This is a genomic window from Achromobacter sp. ACRQX (genome assembly GCF_022346505.1).
Taxonomy (GTDB): domain Bacteria; phylum Pseudomonadota; class Gammaproteobacteria; order Burkholderiales; family Burkholderiaceae_B; genus Achromobacter; species Achromobacter animicus.
This window is the reverse complement of sequence record NZ_JAKRML010000030.1, coordinates 1-17,874: the sequence shown is the minus strand read 5'-3', so window position 1 is coordinate 17,874 and position 17,874 is coordinate 1. Positions and strand designations below refer to the sequence as shown.

At 61.4% G+C, this 17,874-nt stretch carries 21 protein-coding genes and 1 pseudogene; 8 read left to right on the top strand and 14 right to left on the bottom strand.

Going from position 1 to position 17,874, the window contains the following annotated elements; genetic code table 11:
- Positions 1–16: 16 nt before the first annotated feature.
- The 6 genes from MHZ91_RS22430 to MHZ91_RS22405 all read right to left on the bottom strand — a co-directional run bounded on the left by MHZ91_RS22430 (position 17) and on the right by MHZ91_RS22405 (position 3,752).
- Positions 17–604, bottom strand: a complete 588-nt coding sequence (locus MHZ91_RS22430; RefSeq protein WP_239215767.1) for an NUDIX domain-containing protein — start codon at positions 602–604, stop codon at positions 17–19.
- Between the two features lie 85 nt (positions 605–689).
- Positions 690–1,943 (bottom strand): Hsp70 family protein, encoded by a 1,254-nt coding sequence (locus MHZ91_RS22425; RefSeq protein ID WP_175123540.1) that lies wholly within the window; start codon positions 1,941–1,943, stop codon positions 690–692.
- Between the two features lie 76 nt (positions 1,944–2,019).
- The gene (locus MHZ91_RS22420; protein ID WP_175123541.1) at positions 2,020–2,343 is read right to left on the bottom strand and encodes a hypothetical protein; all 324 of its coding nucleotides are present in this window, start codon (positions 2,341–2,343) and stop codon (positions 2,020–2,022) included.
- A gap of 140 nt (positions 2,344–2,483) precedes the next feature.
- Positions 2,484–2,708: a DUF3820 family protein gene (locus MHZ91_RS22415; RefSeq protein WP_175138444.1), complete on the bottom strand. Its 225-nt coding sequence runs from the start codon at positions 2,706–2,708 to the stop codon at positions 2,484–2,486.
- A gap of 5 nt (positions 2,709–2,713) precedes the next feature.
- Complete coding sequence (locus MHZ91_RS22410) at positions 2,714–3,262, bottom strand: cysteine hydrolase family protein (RefSeq protein WP_239215766.1); 549 nt, start codon at positions 3,260–3,262, stop codon at positions 2,714–2,716.
- 10 nt (positions 3,263–3,272) lie between these two features.
- Positions 3,273–3,752, bottom strand: a complete 480-nt coding sequence (locus MHZ91_RS22405; RefSeq protein ID WP_239215765.1) for an OsmC family protein — start codon at positions 3,750–3,752, stop codon at positions 3,273–3,275.
- Between the two features lie 301 nt (positions 3,753–4,053).
- Here MHZ91_RS22405 and MHZ91_RS22400 point away from each other — a divergent pair, with 301 nt between their 5' ends.
- Positions 4,054–4,479, top strand: coding sequence for a copper resistance protein NlpE (locus tag MHZ91_RS22400; RefSeq protein ID WP_175123544.1), 426 nt, complete (start codon positions 4,054–4,056; stop codon positions 4,477–4,479).
- A gap of 81 nt (positions 4,480–4,560) precedes the next feature.
- The gene (locus MHZ91_RS22395; protein ID WP_218344695.1) at positions 4,561–5,316 is read left to right on the top strand and encodes an ABC transporter substrate-binding protein; all 756 of its coding nucleotides are present in this window, start codon (positions 4,561–4,563) and stop codon (positions 5,314–5,316) included.
- A 69-nt stretch (positions 5,317–5,385) separates the two neighbouring features.
- Here MHZ91_RS22395 and MHZ91_RS22390 read toward each other — a convergent pair whose 3' ends face one another.
- A complete protein-coding gene (locus MHZ91_RS22390; RefSeq protein ID WP_175138432.1) occupies positions 5,386–5,718 on the bottom strand; it encodes a zinc ribbon domain-containing protein in 333 nt (110 codons plus the stop codon).
- Between the two features lie 9 nt (positions 5,719–5,727).
- Positions 5,728–5,868 (bottom strand): annotated as a pseudogene (locus tag MHZ91_RS22385) (acetamidase/formamidase family protein); the annotation flags it as partial.
- 225 nt (positions 5,869–6,093) lie between these two features.
- Between MHZ91_RS22385 and MHZ91_RS22380 the strand changes: the two are divergent.
- Positions 6,094–6,774: a trans-aconitate 2-methyltransferase gene (locus MHZ91_RS22380; RefSeq protein WP_239215764.1), complete on the top strand. Its 681-nt coding sequence runs from the start codon at positions 6,094–6,096 to the stop codon at positions 6,772–6,774.
- Positions 6,775–7,000: 226 nt separating this feature from the next.
- On the opposite strand, the gene MHZ91_RS22375 is transcribed toward MHZ91_RS22380, so the two are convergent.
- A complete protein-coding gene (locus MHZ91_RS22375) occupies positions 7,001–8,107 on the bottom strand; it encodes an acyltransferase (RefSeq protein WP_239215763.1) in 1,107 nt (368 codons plus the stop codon).
- 172 nt (positions 8,108–8,279) lie between these two features.
- A complete protein-coding gene (locus tag MHZ91_RS22370; RefSeq protein ID WP_239215761.1) occupies positions 8,280–8,558 on the bottom strand; it encodes a hypothetical protein in 279 nt (92 codons plus the stop codon).
- A 739-nt stretch (positions 8,559–9,297) separates the two neighbouring features.
- Here MHZ91_RS22370 and MHZ91_RS22365 point away from each other — a divergent pair.
- On the top strand, positions 9,298–9,912 hold the full coding sequence (locus MHZ91_RS22365) for a hypothetical protein (protein WP_239215759.1): 615 nt from the start codon (positions 9,298–9,300) through the stop codon (positions 9,910–9,912).
- Between the two features lie 268 nt (positions 9,913–10,180).
- Here the strand turns inward: MHZ91_RS22365 and MHZ91_RS22360 are convergent, their stop codons facing one another.
- Positions 10,181–10,372, bottom strand: a complete 192-nt coding sequence (locus tag MHZ91_RS22360) for a hypothetical protein (RefSeq protein ID WP_239215757.1) — start codon at positions 10,370–10,372, stop codon at positions 10,181–10,183.
- A gap of 158 nt (positions 10,373–10,530) precedes the next feature.
- On the opposite strand from MHZ91_RS22360, the gene MHZ91_RS22355 reads away from it, so the two are divergent.
- A complete protein-coding gene (locus tag MHZ91_RS22355) occupies positions 10,531–11,262 on the top strand; it encodes an N-acetyltransferase (RefSeq protein WP_239215755.1) in 732 nt (243 codons plus the stop codon).
- 405 nt (positions 11,263–11,667) lie between these two features.
- Here MHZ91_RS22355 and MHZ91_RS22350 read toward each other — a convergent pair whose 3' ends face one another.
- On the bottom strand, positions 11,668–12,117 hold the full coding sequence (locus MHZ91_RS22350; RefSeq protein WP_239215753.1) for a hypothetical protein: 450 nt from the start codon (positions 12,115–12,117) through the stop codon (positions 11,668–11,670).
- A 120-nt stretch (positions 12,118–12,237) separates the two neighbouring features.
- Here MHZ91_RS22350 and MHZ91_RS22345 point away from each other — a divergent pair, with 120 nt between their 5' ends.
- Positions 12,238–12,606, top strand: coding sequence for a hypothetical protein (locus MHZ91_RS22345; protein WP_175123548.1), 369 nt, complete (start codon positions 12,238–12,240; stop codon positions 12,604–12,606).
- Between the two features lie 68 nt (positions 12,607–12,674).
- Here the strand turns inward: MHZ91_RS22345 and MHZ91_RS22340 are convergent, their stop codons facing one another.
- Positions 12,675–14,165 (bottom strand): aminotransferase class V-fold PLP-dependent enzyme, encoded by a 1,491-nt coding sequence (locus MHZ91_RS22340; RefSeq protein WP_239215751.1) that lies wholly within the window; start codon positions 14,163–14,165, stop codon positions 12,675–12,677.
- Between the two features lie 96 nt (positions 14,166–14,261).
- Here MHZ91_RS22340 and MHZ91_RS22335 point away from each other — a divergent pair, with 96 nt between their 5' ends.
- Positions 14,262–14,747, top strand: a complete 486-nt coding sequence (locus MHZ91_RS22335; protein WP_056562846.1) for an Lrp/AsnC family transcriptional regulator — start codon at positions 14,262–14,264, stop codon at positions 14,745–14,747.
- Positions 14,748–15,110: 363 nt separating this feature from the next.
- Complete coding sequence (locus MHZ91_RS22330; RefSeq protein WP_239215749.1) at positions 15,111–16,802, top strand: ABC-F family ATP-binding cassette domain-containing protein; 1,692 nt, start codon at positions 15,111–15,113, stop codon at positions 16,800–16,802.
- A gap of 449 nt (positions 16,803–17,251) precedes the next feature.
- Here MHZ91_RS22330 and MHZ91_RS22325 read toward each other — a convergent pair.
- Positions 17,252–17,874, bottom strand: a 623-nt coding sequence (locus tag MHZ91_RS22325; protein ID WP_239215748.1) for a hypothetical protein, incomplete at its 5' end; no start/stop codon positions are given.

Genomic DNA, 17,874 nt, shown 5'->3' with positions numbered 1-17,874 from the left:
GGCTGCCCGCCGCCGCTCAGGCGACGTTGTCCTGCCAGTCCAGCTTCCAGGCGCCGGACAGCACGTTCTGCATCCACAGTACGCAGGTCAGCGTCTTGGCGTCGGTGACCTCACCCTGGCTGCACGCCGCCAGCAGCTCCTCGGGCTGCTTGCTGATGACATCCAGAAATTCGTCCTGGTCGAGCTGGCGCTCGCCTGCCCGCAGGCCGCGCGCAAAGAAGATGTGAATGATTTCAGTGGAATAGGCGATGGCCAGGTGCAGGGCGCCCGCGAGGGCCCATTGGCCGGCGGTATAGCCCGTTTCCTCCAGCAGTTCCCGCTTGGCGCATACCAGCGGATCCTCGCCCGGATCCAGCTTGCCCGCAGGAAATTCCGTCATCACGCGGCCGATGGGATATCGGAACTGTCGCTCGAGCAGCACCCGGCCATCGTCGAGCAGCGGAATCACCACCACCGCCCCCGGGTGCACCACGTACTCGCGGATACCGGTATGGCCGTTGGGCAGGCTGACGGTATCGCGGCGGATCTTCAGGAAGCTGCCGTCATACGGGGCCTCGCTTTCGAGGAGCGTTTCGACGAGATGGGTATCGGCGGGTCGGGTCATGAGGACGTCTGGATCGGAAACTGAGAGGGGCGGCGCGCCGTTGCCGGCACGCCTGGCAGCTTACCACCGCCCCGCAGGCGGCCGGTCAGCCGAACTTGCGCGCGGCATCCAGCGCAAGACCCGCGCCGATGCTGCCGAACAGGTCGCCTTCCACGCTGCGCGCCTCGGGCACCAGCCGGGACACGCTTTCGCGCAGGCGCGGCACACGGCTTGAGCCGCCCGTGAAGAACACGGTATCCACGTCCGCCGTCGACACGCCCGCATCGCGCAGCAACTGGCCCACCGTGGTCTCGACCTTGTCGATCAAGCGTCCCACGCTCGCGTCGAACGATGGGCGCGTCACCTCGACACCCAGATCCGGCGCGACGCGCGACAGGTCGATGCGCGCGGCGGGCGCCTCGGACAGCGCGATCTTGGCTTCTTCCACCTGCACCGCCACCCAGTGGCCTGCACGCTCCTTCACCAGGTTCAGCAGCAGATCGATCTTCTGGCGGTCGCCGGCCTCGGCGCGGATATAGGCAAAATGCTCGGCTGCCTTGCGTGTGTAGGCCTGGTTGATGGTGTGCCAGCAGGCCAGGTTGCCGTATTGCGTCGACGGCACGTCCTTGCCGCTGCGCAACTGGCTGCCCAGGCCCAGCAGCGGCATCACGTGCGCCAGGCTCAATTGCTTGTCAAAATCCACCCCGCCGATATGCACGCCGCCGTAGGCCAGGATGTCGTCGCGGCGGTCCGGCTTGGCCGCGCGGTCCGGCCCCAGCCGGATCAGCGAAAAGTCCGACGTCCCCCCGCCGATGTCGATCACCAGCACCAGTTCCTCGCGGCTGATCTGCGACTCATAGTGGAAAGCGGCGGCCATCGGCTCGAACTGGAACTCGATGTCGGTAAACCCGACGTTGCGCGCGATCTCTTCCAGCGTGTCCTGCGCCGTCTTGTCGGACGCGGGATGATCGTCCACGAAAAACACCGGACGGCCCAGCACGGCACGGGTGAAGCCGCGCCCGGCGGCGGTCTCGGCGCGCGCCTTCAATTCAGCGATGAAGCGCGTCAGCAGGACACGGAAAGGGATGGACCGGCCCTGCACTTCCGTCGAGCCGTCGATGAGCGAGCTGCCCAAGAGGCTTTTCATCGAACGCATCAGGCGCCCGTCGTAGCCCGCCAGGTAGTCGGAGATGGCCGCGCGGCCATAGCTGACCTCGGCGTCCTCGTCGTGAAAGAAGATGGCCGACGGCAAGGTGGTCTTGCCGTCCTCCAGCGCGAGGAGCGCGTGTTGGTCGGGACGGCTCCAGCCGACGGTGGAATTGGAGGTGCCGAAGTCGACGCCGCAGGCGGTGGAAATCATGGGAATTCAGGCGCTTAGAGCAAAACGGCGCACAAGTGTACCCGCTCTGGCTCCGGCCCTGGATTCCCGTGGGGGCTTATTGCTGCTGGCGGCGCTGTTCCAGTTCGCGCAGACATTGCTCGACGCCGGCCTGCATCTGCGCATTCGACGTGGCTGCGCGGTCCGACACCGTACGGCAGCGCTGGAACTCGGCCTGGCTTTGGGGCGTGTCGCGGATCGGTGCGGGCGGCGGGGCTTCGGGCGTTACGGTCATGCGCAGCGTCGAGGGTGGCGACAGGCTGCCCTGGGCCGAGGGAAACTGCATCTCCTGCGTGGCGCCGGGCGCGACATTCTGGGCCTGGGCAGCGCCCGCCGCGCACAAGGCGGCAAACAGGAAAGCGGATACGTGTTTTTTGTTCATGGCGACCTCGGTTAGATGAGTCAGCGCCCGGGCCGAGGGCCGGGCGCACCGCCTAATCGTATCCCCGGTGGATGGCAGGCGTCGTGCCAAGACGCAACATCATCCCCGCCAGTTGTTTCCTGCGGTTTCCGCGGCGGGTCTCAGGACGCGCGCCGGGTCTTGCGCAGCGGATCCAGCAGCGATGACAAGCCGTTGTGATCCAGTTCGTGCATCAAGGCCAGCAAGCGGCCCAGCTCTCCCGGCGGAAAGCCCTTGCGCGCGAACCACGCCAGATACGGTCCGGGCAGGTCGGCGATCAACCTGCCCTTGTACTTGCCAAACGGCATGTCGCGCGTCACCAGCAGCGCCAGCAGTTCGGGATCCATCACATTCATCGCGACGCATCGCCGGTAAAGAGATCAGCGGCCGCCACAGCGGCGATCTTCACACCGAAGCTGGAAATGGCCGGCAACGTGGCGTTGTGATGCGCCCGGATCTGGCCGCCGTCCGCATGAGGCTTGTCGTGCGTGGTATGCGCGTCGGCCGCCAGCGTGACCGCCAGCCCCAACCCCGCCGCCCGCCGCACGGTCGTGTCCACGCAGAACTCTGTGGCGTACCCGCACACCACCAGATGCGTAACGCCCCGCTCCGCCAACACCTGCCCCAATTCCGTTCGCAGAAACGAATCAGGTGTCGTCTTGTGAACACGGAAGTCGTCGGCGGCCGGCGCGAGGCGCGTATCCAGCTCCCAACCCGGCTCACCACGCGCCAGATCGGACCCGGGACTTTCATGCTGGACGTAAACGACCGGCGCACCGGCCGCACGGGCGCGTTCGGCCAATGCATTGATGCGAGCCAGCACCTGCGCGGCCTCGAAGGGCGGCGGCGAGGTTTCGAACAACGCGCGTTGCACGTCGATCACGATCAGGGCGGATGTCATGGGAATGGCGTCAGGTGGAGGACTGGATCACAATGCGCGGCTCGCACCGTACCGGAAAATTCACCGAATTGGCAATGAAGCAGAAGTGGTGCGCGCGTTCGTGCAGCTGTTCCGCCAGCGCGGCGTCGTCGCCCGCGCCGATGGTGACCTGGGGTCGCAACGTGACCGATGCAAACGCGCCGCCGCGTTCCGAATCTTCCTGCATGACGCCTTCGGCCTCGTCCCGATAGGCCTGCACGGTCACTCCTTCGACCGCGCACAGGTGCAGATACCAGAGCTTGTGGCACGCCGATAGCGAGGCCACCAGCATGTCTTCGGGATTCCAGCGCGAGGCATCGCCGCGGAAGGCGGGGTCCGACGATCCCGGCACCTCGGGCTTGCCGGCGGCCTGGATGACGTGGTCGCGGGAATAGGCCGCGTAGCCGGCCGTACCGGCGCCGGTGTTGCCGGTCCATTCGACGGTAACGCTGTAATGATGTTCGCCTTTCATGCTGTAGTCCTGTTGCCTTGTAGTCCTAATGCCTTGTGGTCCTGTTGTCTCGTGGTTCTGTTGCCTTGCGCCTGGCGGCCCTGTCGCCTTGTGCCGCTATCGCTGCGCCGGCAGCCTGATGCCGCCTCACGCGCAAGGAAGGCCGAGCTTAGCGCACGCCTGGCCGCGTCGGTTGGATGTTTATGACACGCATCGGCCTTACATCCCGTTTCAGCATGGGCCCGTTACTGTCCGTATCGTGAGGACGCGTCTGGCCATCTGAGATCAGCCAATAAGCCAGTCCGTCACACAGGAGCTCGCCATGATGAAAACCACCCTGACCTGCACCCTGAGTCTTGCGCTGCTCGCCGGCTGCGCCCCGTCAAAGCCCATCACCGCCCGATCGGTGCCGGTAGACCACCACACCTCCCGCGACTCCCTGGACTGGCCCGGCAGCTACGAAGGCACCCTGCCCTGCGCCGACTGCCCCGGCATCCGCGCCCGCCTGACGCTGATGAAGGATGGCCGCTACGAAAAGCTGACCCAGTACCTGGACCGCCAGCCACAGCCCGAGATCGTGACGGGCACCTTCAGTTGGGAGTCTGACGGCAGCACGATCCGGCTGGACGCCGCAGGCGATAGCCAGCGTTACTTCGTCGGCGAGAACCAGGTAACGATGCTCTACCGCGACGGCACGCGCCCCACCGGCCCGCTCGCGGCGCATTACGTGCTGCGCCGCGTGCAATAAGCCATCGCGCCGCCGCCGCCTTTGAGGCTATCCTCTGGCATCGACCGCGCCCGGCGGCGCGTTTCATCCAGCAAGGAAGCCATGAAGACCGATCACGAAATGCTGTCTGCCTTCGCCCCGACGGGCGCGCTGCGCGCGTCCATCAACCTGGGCAATCCCATCCTCGCCAACACCGATCCCGCCACCGGCCAGCCTGGTGGCGTGTCGGTGGACCTGGCCACTGAACTCGCGCGCCGGCTCAACGTGAAGCTGGAACTGGTGGTCTTCAAGTCCGCCGGCGAATCCGTCAATGCCGTCGCCGCCGAACAGGCCGACGTAGGCTTTTTCGCGATCGACCCGCTGCGCGGCGAACAGATCGCCTTCACCGCGCCGTATGTCGTTATCGAAGGCGCTTATCTGGTGCGCCAGGACTCGCCCATCGTCAACAAGGACGAGGTCGACCGCGCCGGCCACCGCGTCGTGGTCGGCAAGGGCAGCGCCTATGACCTGTACCTGACGCGCGAACTCAAGCAGGCCGAGATCTTTCGCGCCCCTACTTCGCCCGCCGTCGTCGACACCTTCGTGCAGGAAAACATGGAGGTCGCCGCGGGCGTCAAGCAACAGCTCGAAGCCGACGCGCAGCGTCTGGGCGGGCTGCGCCTTCTGGACGGTCACTTCATGCTGATCCGCCAGGCCATGGGCGTGCCCAAGAGCCGCGGCGCCAAAGCCAGCGCCTACCTGGCCGCCTACGTGGAAGCCATGAAGAAGTCCGGCTTTGTCGCCGAAGCGCTGGCGCGCCACAAGATCCAGGGCGCCGCCGTGGCGCCGCTGGAACCGGCGGCGCAGGCCCAGGCCTAGGCTGCCTCGCGACAACCTGCCGCACCGCAGGCCGGGCGCCATGCAGAGGCGCCCGGGCCGCAGCGTGCGTTAGTGACTGATCATCCAGGGCCGCGCGCCCGCGAATGACTTTGCGCCGTCTCGCGATGTGCGCGTTCTTCCCCGCGACCGCCCACTGCCGCAGCACCCGCAGTTCATGCCGTGCCCCGCGCGCGTGCTGCGCGGCTCATTGGCGCTGCGCTCGTTCGCCGCGTGCGCCCGGTTCATGGCCGAGGACAGCGCCGACACCGCTGGGGCACCGCCCACAATGCGGTCCGACAACGCCCCGCACTGCGGGCAGGCCGCCGGATCCCGCCACTGCGCCAACCGCCGAAGCGCGGCAAAAGCGCCGCAATCCGCGCACGCATAGTCATACATCGGCATCGTCGTCTCCTACAGATCGCGCGACAGCGGCATGTCCACATCGCCCTTGATGTGCTTGACGGGACCGCTCGCGGACGGCTGGATGTCGAAGTCGAAGATCTCGGTGGGCAGCCAGAGCGTGGCGCACGAATTGGGAATGTCCACCACGCCGCCCGTCCGTGTTGAACCGCAACTACTCACCTTCGGGTCAGGCAGGGAGATAATGGTCTGCGGCTTCCAAGAGAGCGACGGCCGGCGCTACCACCCGGGTTGGCGGATGCAGTGAATCACTCCTTAAAGATTCCCTCTTATTCAGGGTTTATACAGGGAATGCCTACGGTGTAAAACGATGAACCCTCTTGTACGATCGTCCTAATCCAACATTTGGAGGCGGGCATGAGCGAGAAGGTGGATTTCGATCAGCACACAGAGAATTACAACGCCCTGTTAAGGGAAAGCGTCGGGTTCTTTTCTGCCGACGACGAGTATTTCGCCAGATACAAGGTTGACCTTGTTAAAAAATCGCTGCGCATCGAACCAAAGCGGATTCTTGAGTATGGATGCGGCATAGGGCGAAACATTCCATTCCTGAGAGAATCCTTCCCCACTGCGGTGATCGAGGGTTCCGATGTCTCAGACGTAAGCCTGGAGATGGCCCGCCAGCACAACCCTGACAACTTGTTCTACCTAGAATCCGGTCAGATGGACATGGAGCCATACGATTTGATTTTCGTGGCAAGCGTCTACCATCACATCCCGCCGGCAGAACGAGGACAAGCGACTCGGGTTTTGGTACAACGGCTCAACCAGGGAGGCAATCTCTGCGTATTCGAGCACAATCCATACAACCCAATCACTCGCCGAATCGTCGGCAACTGCATATACGACGCGGATGCGGTGTTGTTGGAACCTCGGGAATTGAAAGGCTTGGTCAAAAATTCCGGCCTGCAGTTGAGCAATTTCGAATACTGCCTATTTATCCCACCGAAATTTAAGGCATTGTCCTGGGTCGAACGACACCTAGGGTGGTTACCCCTCGGCGGGCAGTATTGGCTCTGCGGAACGCGCCCTACCTGAGCTTCGGATTCGACCACACTTCCACCTGCGCGCCGTGCTTCGCGGAGCATTTAGCGTACTGGAAAGCTAGCGCGGCATGGGCCTATGCTAAGTCATCCCACGATGACGGGCATTCGAACCGGCCGGAAAACTTTGCCCGCGAAGGCGTCGAAGTTTTGGATATTCAATCGCGTCCCCTATAGACGAAATAGAACCCGCCGAAGCGGGTTGGTTGCTAGCACTGTGCTCACGGACGTGTCAGTCTTGCATCTGCAGAAAAACGGCGGTCGAGCAATGCGCCGCGTAGCGCTTTGGTCAAAGGGCTGACGAACAGATCCAAGATCGCCGCGATGATGAAGCTCATCAACAGGACCCCACAAAACAGGAGCAAGACCTGTGTGGACGACAACGCACCCAGCTGCACGCGCGGCAGCCATACGTAGATAACTTGATGGTGGACGAGAAAAACGAGAAACGAATACTGGGCAAATTTTGACACCGCGGCTGCCATGCGGCCTGACACGGGAATGACGCTGCCGGCATACGCCAGAACACAAAAGCAGGCGATGCCAAGCGCCAGGCCGTAGAACAAGATGTGGATGGGTGGCATCCATACAGCGAAGAAGGCCAGCGTTCCTAGCGACACAATGAACGCGATGAGCTTATGAGGCATCACATAACGCGCCACGCAGACCCCAAAAAGAAACTCGGGCAACCGCATCAACGGATTGCGATCGACCTGGATCGAGAACAGCGAGGCGTAGTTCCGAAAGAGCAGGTATACCAACGCCCCTACCGCAATCCATGTCAGCAGTGGCCATCTGAACACCGCTGCCCGCAGCGCGGGGAACAGCGCGTAGAGGCACAGGATGAAACCTACAAACCATTCTCCTACCAGATAAAAATTTGGACCTATGTAGAAGAAAAAGCCGTCAAAACCAGTTACGGTCAATACGGCCTTCCATGTTGGCCCTGATCCCGGCCACGATCCCGATAGCCAATAAAGCACGAGGGCGGCGGACAGCCAGGCCGTCCAGAATGGAGGGTAGATCGCCAGGGCGCGTTTCAGATAGAACTCTCCCGCCCCTTTCCATTTGGCGGAGGTGAGGCCCAGCGATGCGCCAGAAATGATGATGAAAAGCGTCACCCCGAGGTCACCCATCATCTGGCGGAAAACTGTCATAGAGCCGACTACCGACGAGTCCGGAGCCTGCGCGCGAACTTGGATATTGAAGTGGTAGAGGACGATCAATACGATGGCCAGCACGCGGATGGCGTCCAAGTAGAACAGGCGCCCCTGGTCGCCGGACTTCAAACCTGCATCAAATCCAAGCGCCCCAGCCGTCATCTTCATTCCACTTCGTCTCCAATATGTCGGCGGACGATATCAGAATCCAAAACTAGGGCCTACTCCAAGCCGGGCAGGCCAAGAAGCGGCTCATCGTCCGACGGTACTGCGAGACCATGTCCGATCACCTGATCCGACACTTCATTGAAACGCGCCCGGACAAGGCTGCGCCATGCTCTCAAGGTCGCCCATCTTCCGGGAACTGCGGGACAGCAGGCACTTCCGCATATGAGACCGCGTCGGCCAGCTTCTGGTAGCCCATCTCCACAGCCTTTGCGTCCATCAACGCCTGTGCGAGGGGCCACTCGCCGGCGATTGCGGCGGCAGCATCCACCGGCGCCTCGGCAGGCGGCACCAGTTTTCCTTGGCGATACAGCCAGCCATCGCGGACATCGGCGCCCGCTGGAATCCACGTGTAGCCCGCCGGGGTGAGGTCCGCGATATCAACCTCGTCCACGACTCGATTATCTCGGAGACCTTTCCGTCCAACACGCGCGCATATCGCTTCATACCACCCCATGCCGCCCATCGCACCGTTTCAGTATGCCGTTCCGCCGGCTCCGCCACAAATTGCCAGAAGACCGAATCGACACCGCGCCTGCGCCGCCGGTGCCACCGGCGCCGCCGTTGCCCGTGCCGTTAGGGCTGCCGGCCGACCCGCCCATTGCGAAGTAGGTGGAGGCGGAAGACGACCGGTTATGGTGGACGCCGCCCATGCAGGAACCGTCCAAGAGTTCTTTGGCAAGCAGAAAGCTAAGCGCTGCGATTTCAGCTACTGGTTCTGGCAGGCCAAGCGCGCAGAACGCATGAGAGACTGCACCAACACGCCGTGCTTGCGTGAACTGTGGGCGCGCGCAGGGCTGCTAGATCCGTACGCACCGGCACGAACGTTACGACCGACGAAGGGTCGCAGGCAGTATTGCAGTCAAGAGTCGGAGCACAAAGTGTCAGCTTTTCTAGACGAGGGCTGAGGGTCGTGTTTGCGAGAGGCAGGGTGTGGAATTAGACCAGTTAGGGCTATCGAGGGAGCGTGGGACGGAATACCGCCACTCTTGCACGGCCCACACCCGACGAACCGCGCATCATCGCCGTCGTGATTCAGGCAGCGCAATCAACGAACACATAGAATGTTGCAGTTTGACAAATATTGTGGCGATCGTTAAAAACCATATCGTCCCACCATCTAACGCAACACTATGGATACGACGCAAGCAGGTTCTTTCAGCGCGCCTCTAACCCTTGAAGTCGATTCACATTTTCAACAACTGTATGGCGCAGTTAAACCGCTGTTAGACACAAAGAAGATTCGCATTCGCTTTGGTCGACAAGGTGACATACAGATCTCTTACAACGGTAGCTGCGGAAAGCCAACCTGGCGGGCGGTGATCGATACGCTTGCAGGCGCCAGTTTTCGCGCCATTTTCGTGTTTGCCTGCATGGTGCCCTTTGGGGCTGTATTGGCATTGGCGTTCGATCTTGCTCCCACCACGAGTGTGGTGGGCATCCTCGGGCTATCGGTTGTTGCGGGCATTGCGTCGGCGATCATAGCGCGTCAATCCCCCAATTCAATAGTCGTAGGCTCTCATGCGGTTCGCTACGGCGAATCCCCCATGGCCCGCTTGGCTTATACCGATATTGTCAGGTTGTACGTAGATGGCATCGGCGTTAAAGCCGAAACATGGCCACGCGGAAAGGAGTTCGATGCTATGCGCACCGCGCCCATTACTCTAGTCTCCTCGCCGGATCCAGAAGTACGTTGGCGGATTTTTCACGCCATTGATGCGGCTTGGAGTGATGCCCGCAAGGTTTAGGCTCTTTAGAGCCCTGTGCTAGCCGAGCAAGTGGCCGTATGTAAAGGTGAAGTGCTGATTTCTTCGCCGCTCCTGATTCACGGCTGCGCATAGGAACGTACGCCGCGCGTGTGACGTTGGAGCTTCGGCTCAGCAGTGCCCCCTCCCCACTCGGAGGTCATCGTCGGTTTTGGGGCGTTTTATCGCCGGCGGGGTTGCCCCGGGCGTCGTAACCCTTCCTACTCGTCAGTTCTGCCAGCAAACGAGCAATTGCGACGAACTGAAGCCCCTACAGAGACCTATCTATCCCAGCCGCCTTCAGGCGAGCATTCAAATCCTCCGCGAGGTGCTCCAACAACAGGGCAAAATCGCTGAAGTCATTTTTCGTAAGTGCAGGTCGTTCCACATGCGCAGCAGCACCCACGCTTCTGGCTAAGCGTTCAGCCGTGTCAGCCAGTTCAATCAAGGATTTTCGGGCCATTTTCATCTCCTATGCTGGGCTTATCATGTTCGACGCCGCTCGTCAACGTAGCGCATCGCGGCAAAAAGTGTGGGTCCGACCATCATAAGCGTGCGCGAAATGGGCGTATAGAATCTGAGTTATTGCATGTGATCACTAACTACGAGTCTGGAATACAAATGAAAAAAATTCATGCCACTGCGATTGTTTCGGTCAACGCGATCATTGAAGAAGGTGTCGAAATTGGTCCCTATGCTGTCATTGGCGACGCTGAGATAGGCGCGGGTTCGATCATCCACCCTCACGTGGTAATCGCCGATGGTGTACGGCTAGGCAAAAACGTCGAAGTTTTCCCTGGGGCATTTCTGGGTAAGGAGCCTAAGGGGGCTGGAGCCATCGCCCGACAGCCAGAGTTCGCCCGCAAGATCGAGATCGGCGACGCATGCTCGGTCGGCCCCCACGCGGTGGTCTTCTACGACGTAAAAATCGGCCGCAATACACTTCTGGGCGACGGAGCGTCGATCCGCGAAAAGTGCATCATTGGCGAGCGATGCATCATCAGCAGATACGTCACCATCAACTACGAAACGACGATTGGCGATCGCTCCAAGATCATGGACAACACTCATATCACTGGCAACGCCGAAATTGGTGAGGACGTGTTCGTCAGCGTTATGGTGGGCACCACAAATGACAACCTCATCCGGGCAGGGTTTGGGGATCATATCTCCGGCCCGGTTATCGAAACTGGAGCGTTCGTCGGCGCGGGCGTGACTTTGCTACCTGGGGTGACCATCGGCGCGAAGGCCACCGTCGCCTCGGGTGCTGTTGTCACGAAATCTGTTGAAGCTGAGGGCACCGTTGCCGGGGTCCCAGCACGCCCGATGCGTCGCACCGGAAGCCCGGACTAAATACTTCGCCCAAGTCAGTGGTGCGATCTTGATGTCCAGCCATCAGTAACCGCCACTTTCTATCCTCATCGAGCAGGCCTTTGATCACATAAACGACGAGGGCAGCCGCAACGTCGGCGCCCTGCCGGACAAAGTTCATGCCCAAGCCAGGTGATGGACGCGTTTGCCCACACGTACGGGCGAGCGAACTGGCTTGTCACTTCTCACTTATTAGCCGGCCAAGGTCGACGATGCAACGCTCGGCGACATCCGGCGATGTCTGGCAAGCATGCGAACGAACAAGGAGCTGGCCCGATGGCACTGGCCGGCCATTCAGACCGAAGGACGACCGAAATCTACTCGCGTGAAAAGCGCAGAAAATTGGTGCTGGTCCGCTGCGTTACCGCTTCAACACTGAATGGTGCGTCACGCCTGCAGAAGAATTCCCAGCCGGCTATTCCACGTGTCGCCGTAAGCCTTGCCAGCGACCGGAATACGGATCAATGGCCGTTTCAGGTCATTGGTGGAAAAGTCGAAGTGAACGTTCAGGAACGACAGGTTTCCATTGCCTGACTTCTCGGTCCATTTGAGCTGCCACTTGCGGATATAGGAAAAGTCCAGGACTTCGCCCGGGTCCTTTGCGCCATCGACCATGCACAGTTTCTGGCTCTGCGGGTCGAACGCAATGACCACCTTCTTAGCTTTGTCGCTCAGAATCAACTCGCTGTCGACGCTGTCTTCCGGAAACGCCGTACCCGACCGCTGATTGTGCTCGCGAAACTTCGCCAACAAAGCCTTGTGCCGCTTCTGCTGACGATGCACGGCCCAGGCGATCAACGCGACGATCGTCAGCACGATGGAGATGATATTGAACATGGAGCTGGCCCCCTGATGGCCGATAAACGCTGTACCGGCGTTAACGGCCGCAAAGGCGAAGAACTTTAGCCAGCAGTTATGATGCAAGCCATTCATCGCGCACCACGAAGGTTCATCCGCATGGCCGTCTCGCCCCGCCCGTCCCTCGCCATTCTTCTCATCATCGCCGCGTGCGCCAGCACGTCCGCATTTGCCGACGACGGCTGTGTCGCGCGCGTCGATGCAGAACTGGCCCGCATCAAACAGGCTCAGGACGTCCAACGCACGCGCGAGGCTGCCAATAATCTGGAACTGAATCGGGAGCTATGCCAAGGCCGGCTGGACCTGCTGGACGCGCGTTTTGCCTTGAGCGACGACTTCGAAGCGTGCCGCCGCAACGGCGTGCAGTTTTCGGATCAGGTGACGCGCAACCTTACGGGCGCGTCTGATGATCTGAGCGGTATGAAGGCCTCGTGGATCCGGACCTGCGGCCTGCACATGAAAGACTGATAACGGTAAGACATTGCGATTGTGGCCGCTCGAGCGGCCACGTTCGCGGTCAATCGACTACCTGGCTCTTACGCCGCCTGCTTGGCGGCATCGCGCGGAAAGAAAATCGCGCGGCTGGGATCAAAGCCATACAGGGATTCGTACTCCGGCGCGTCGGCCGCCAACGCAAGCACCGATTCCAGAATGAAGTCCGCCTTAGCGTCAGACAGCAGCGCGCTGAAATTCAACCGCACAAAGCCGGGCTTCTCGATCTCGCGGCCGTCCATGATCGCCTGCCGCATCTGCAGCGACTGTGCGTCGTCGATATCCAGCAGACGATGCACGTAAGGTCCCGCGCACGCGCATCCGCCGCGCGCCTGAATGCCGAAGCGGTCGCTCAACATGCGCGTCACCAGTTGCTGATGCACAAACCCGCCCTTGCCGTCGCGCACCCGGAAAGAGAAGATCGGCAAACGGTTCGCCGTCAAGGACCCTAGCAGCTCCAGACGCTCCGCGCCCTTCCAGGCGGCAAGCGCGCGCTGCACGAAGTGCGCATGGCGCTCCTGCATGAATTCCGCGCCCAGCGCTTCCTTCACCAGCACTACCAGTGCAGCGCGGATGTCCCCCACCACATTCGGCGTACCCGCTTCTTCCCGAGATTCCAGACTGCCGCTGTAATCATGTCCCACAGGCGACACGAACTTCACCGTGCCGCCACCCGGCCAGGTCGGCGTGGTGTCGAGCACCGCGTCGCGGCGCACGATCAATACGCCCGAGGCCCCAGGCCCGCCGATGAACTTATGGGGTGAAAACACGATAGCGTCGATCTGCGCATCCGGCGCCGGCGACATCCTGATGGGCAGGTACGGCGCGCCGCCCGCGTAGTCCCACAACATCTTCGCGCCGGCAGCCTTCACACGTCGCGTGATGCCCGCGACATCCGCCACGATGCCCGTCACGTTCGACGCGGCCGACAGCGCGCAAACCACCAGCGCATCTTTCGGCGCATCCAGCGCCCGCGCCAACTGCGCCAGATCAGGGCCGCCTTCGGGGCTTTCTGCCAGTTCAACGATCTCGGCGCCGCATTCGCGCCACGGCAGGATATTCGAATGATGCTCGTACGGTCCGATGATGACCCTAACCTTCCGGCCGGCAGCCACCGCCGCGTTCACGCCGAACAGATTCACCAGCCGGTTGATACCCGCCGTTGCGCCCGACCCCGAGAAAATCACCGCATGCTCATCGCCGGCGCCGCAGCACCGCGCGACGGCGGCGCGGGCCTCGCGCCGCAGCCGGGTGATGAAGCCGCCGCAGAACGAAGCCTCCGTGTGCGAATTGGCGTAATACGGCAGCACCTGTTCAAGCACAAACCGTTCGACCTGCATCACCGCCCTGCCCGATGCGACGTAATCCGCATAAACCAAAGGCTTGGACCCGAAGGGCCCGTCAATGCAGGCATCCTTGCCGATAAGCCCGTCGGCAAGCGCCGCCGCGATATCGGAAGACTTCAGGCTGTCTTGAAACTGCTGCAACGGCGAAGCCGAGACGCGGACGGGCGCCTCGGCAAAAGGCATATTCATGGCGGGAGGGATCCGAAAAGTACGCAAATATCATACGATGGATGCCTTGATGAAACATCACCGTTTTTTTGCCACAAGTTCATGAAAACGGGTCATATGATCGAATCTATGGAAAAAATAGACAAACTTGATCTGAGCATCATCTCCTGCCTGCAAAAAGACGGCGCCCTGTCGCAGCGCGAGCTTGCCGACAGGGTCGGTTTGTCGCAGAACGCCTGCTGGCGCCGGCTTCAACGCTTGAATGCCTGCGGAATCATCCGCGGCACCCGGGCCGAAGTCAGCCTGGTTGCGCTGGGCCTGGATCTCACCGTCTTCGTCATGATCCGCACCAGCCACCACGCGAAGGCCTGGGCTGATGGCTTCCGGCAGCACGTCGAGCGCCTGCCGGAGGTGACGGAGTTCTATCGCATCGGCGGCGATTGGGACTATCTGATCAAAGTCGTGTGCCGCGGCATGGTGGGGTACGACCGGTTCTATCAGAAGCTGATCACGGACTTCGAGTTGTCGACGGTGACGGGATTCTTCAGCATGGAAGCAATCATCGAGAACCGGCCGCCGGATCTGCGGATGCTGGAAGATTGAAGGGGTACGCGGTAGAAGCGATAGCGCTTTCGGTGGCTGCCCGCCGACAAGGCGGCGCGGTGTAAAGGTTGCCAGTCACTCGTTGAAGCACGGCGCGGTGTATCGGTTGCCAACCACGCATTGATATTCGCCTCGTGCTTCGGGCGCCGGCAGCCCGCTGGTGGCAGTCACGTAGGCCAGTCATCGGCCCGCATTTGAAATACACTGCGCACAATGCGCCCAGGAACTTTCCCGCCGCGCGTTGTTCGAATTCACCTCATTCCCACATCGTGGAGACCCGTCCGGCCATGACCCTCTAAGCCCTCCCCCAGATCACCGCTTGCGCTGCGCGCAACGCGTCTTATCGAATCCGGAGAGCTTCTTATGGCCCAGTCTTCCCGCGCGCCCGCACCGGCGCATCCCCAGCCGCAATCCTCGGCGCCCTTCCTCAGCCTGCGTCACGTCAGCCATGCGCTGCCCGATGGACGCATTCTGCTCAATGACGTCAGCCACGACTTTGACGGCAGCACCCGCTATGGCCTTATCGGCCGCAACGGTGCGGGCAAGTCCATGTTGCTGCAGTTGGCGCACGGCGCCATGGGCATGCAAACCGGCCGCATTATCCGCCGCGGCCGCATCGCGTACGTACCTCAGGAACAACCGCGAACCGCCGCCACCACATTGGCGGACGTCGCCGGCATTGCGCCGATCCTGCAGGCCTTGTCCCACATCGAAGCCGGCAGTACTCGCCAGTCAGACTTCGATCTGGCCGAAGGCCATTGGCGCATCCGTGATGAATGGACCCGCATGCTGGCCGACGCCGGCTTGCCCGCGTGGCAGCCCGAGCACCCCGCCTCGATTGCCAGCGGCGGCGAGCTCACGCGCGTCGCACTCGCAGGCGCCCTGATGCAGAACCCCGACGCCCTGCTGCTGGACGAACCCAGCAACCATCTGGACGCAGGCGCACGCTGCTGGCTCATGGACCAGACCGCCGCCTGGCGCGGCGGCTTGATCGTCGTCAGTCATGACAGGACGCTGCTGGACGCCATGTCCTGCATTGTCGAACTGGATCGGGGCACACTCACCACATATGCCGGTAACTACGCCGCTTACCGCGCCCACCGGGACTGCGTAGCCGCCTCGCTCGAAGCGTCCCTGGCTCACGCACGCAACGAACGCACTGTGACCCTGCGCGCACTGCGCCAACAGCACGATGCCCAACAACAACGCACCGCCCGCGACGCCCGCAAGGCCCGGGATGCAAACCAGGCGCCGATCCTGCTGGGCATGAAGAAGGCCAACGCCCAAGCTCATGCCGGCCGTGAGAATATCCGGCGGCAAGAAACCGTTGCCGCGTTGGACGATGCGGTAAGGCAGGCCGCTGCGCAAATCGATCAATCGGCAGGCATCGCACTGGCCTTGCCCGAAACCGCCGTGCCGCAAGGTCGCCGCGTTCTGCATCTGGAGCATGCGAAACCGCCCTATCCAGTGGAAGCGTGTGCACTAACGGTGACGCTGTCTGGCCCGTTCCGGTTGGCCATTCGCGGGCCGAACGGATGCGGCAAGAGTACGTTGCTGTCCATGCTGGCTGGGGAATTGGCGCCGCACGCAGGCGTATGCGACGTCCGCGTGCCGACCGCCATCCTGGATCAGCGGGCGTCCGTTATGAAGGAAGACAAATCGCTGCTGGAAACGCTGCAGGTGCTGGGCGCCACGTTATCGGAAGGTGAACTTCGCAGTCGATTGGCATTGCTGGGCCTTGGGTCTGCGCTGGTCAATGCGCCCGCCGGGACATTGAGCGGCGGGGAGCGCCTCAAGGCTGCGCTGGCGTGCGCGTTGTGGCGCAAGACGCCTGCGCAGTTGCTACTGTTGGATGAACCCACAAATCATTTGGACATTGAGGCGGCGGAGGCGCTGGTAAGCGCGCTCCGGGAGTATCCCGGTGCGATGGTGGTGGTCTCGCATGATGAAGCGCTCTTGGAGGGAATAGCGCCTACGCATGAGATGCTTTGGAGGCCGCAGGGCTGGCACCTCGCCGATGCATCACGCACACGGCTCGGACGGCGTCCGCCGTGATCCGGACATGATTCAGCCGGCCGAAAATCACGCCGGATGCCGCAGACATATCCGCTCGCACAAGATGCCATCTGCTCGCTCATGCGCAACTCATCGCTGGGGGGGACATTGAACTGCCCAAATCAAACGGGAGACTTAAATGGCTCCCCCTGACAATAAATATTCAACTCATCTGCCCGCAGCTATCTCACCATCATCGGGATTAAGTTGATAGGCGAGTACAAGCGCAGCCTGGCCGGCAACGGGATGCCATTCCGACTAGCGGGCATCGTCCTTACGCCGTGATCCACTGCGGCTTGATCCAAAGCGTGATTGCGTGAGCCGATAACTACTGTGTTGCCTTAGACCTTGCCCACAGCGTCCGCGCGAACCCAGACCACGCCTGAAATCGGTTTACCACGGAAAATTTCGTCTCGGATCATTCGCCAACTGGGACGAGAGAACTGACATCACGAGTTTCCTCCCACGGGCATGGGTGTCCTCTTCACCTTGACGTTGTCGCACGCTTTAAATTTCGTGACGACGACAGGCTTGGTGCGAACCACGCCATCTACGACCACAAGCTCCCGTAGAACCGCATTCGGATGCTGGTAAAGCGTCTCGTAGTCTTTTCCCGCCTCGAGCACAGCGGAAATGCCATCGCCGAACTCACGGGTATGCATGGACATGCCGATTGCATTGGGGCCGCTCCACCCGCCGCCGTAGGCATAGATATCAATGGGTATTCCTGCCATGACGACGTACTCCGAATAGTACTTTTCGTCGATATCGGGCATGGGCATGCCGATGACGGTATTGCTGATGCCTCGAACCAGTGGATCATTCGCGTTGAAACCATACGGTTTTGAGTCTTCTTGACACGTACGGTTTAGGATGACCGTGGTTGCCACGCCAAAGTAAATTCGAAGCCTGGCATTGGCCGTTGGGTCGTATTCTTTTGGCAAATACGGACTTTTCGGAGCACAACCGGCCACAAGGACGGCCAGAGTGATCATCGCCAACTTTGTCTTCACTGCAGACCAACACTTCATACACTTCCTTTCATCGTAAACATTAATAGTAGGGGGGGGGG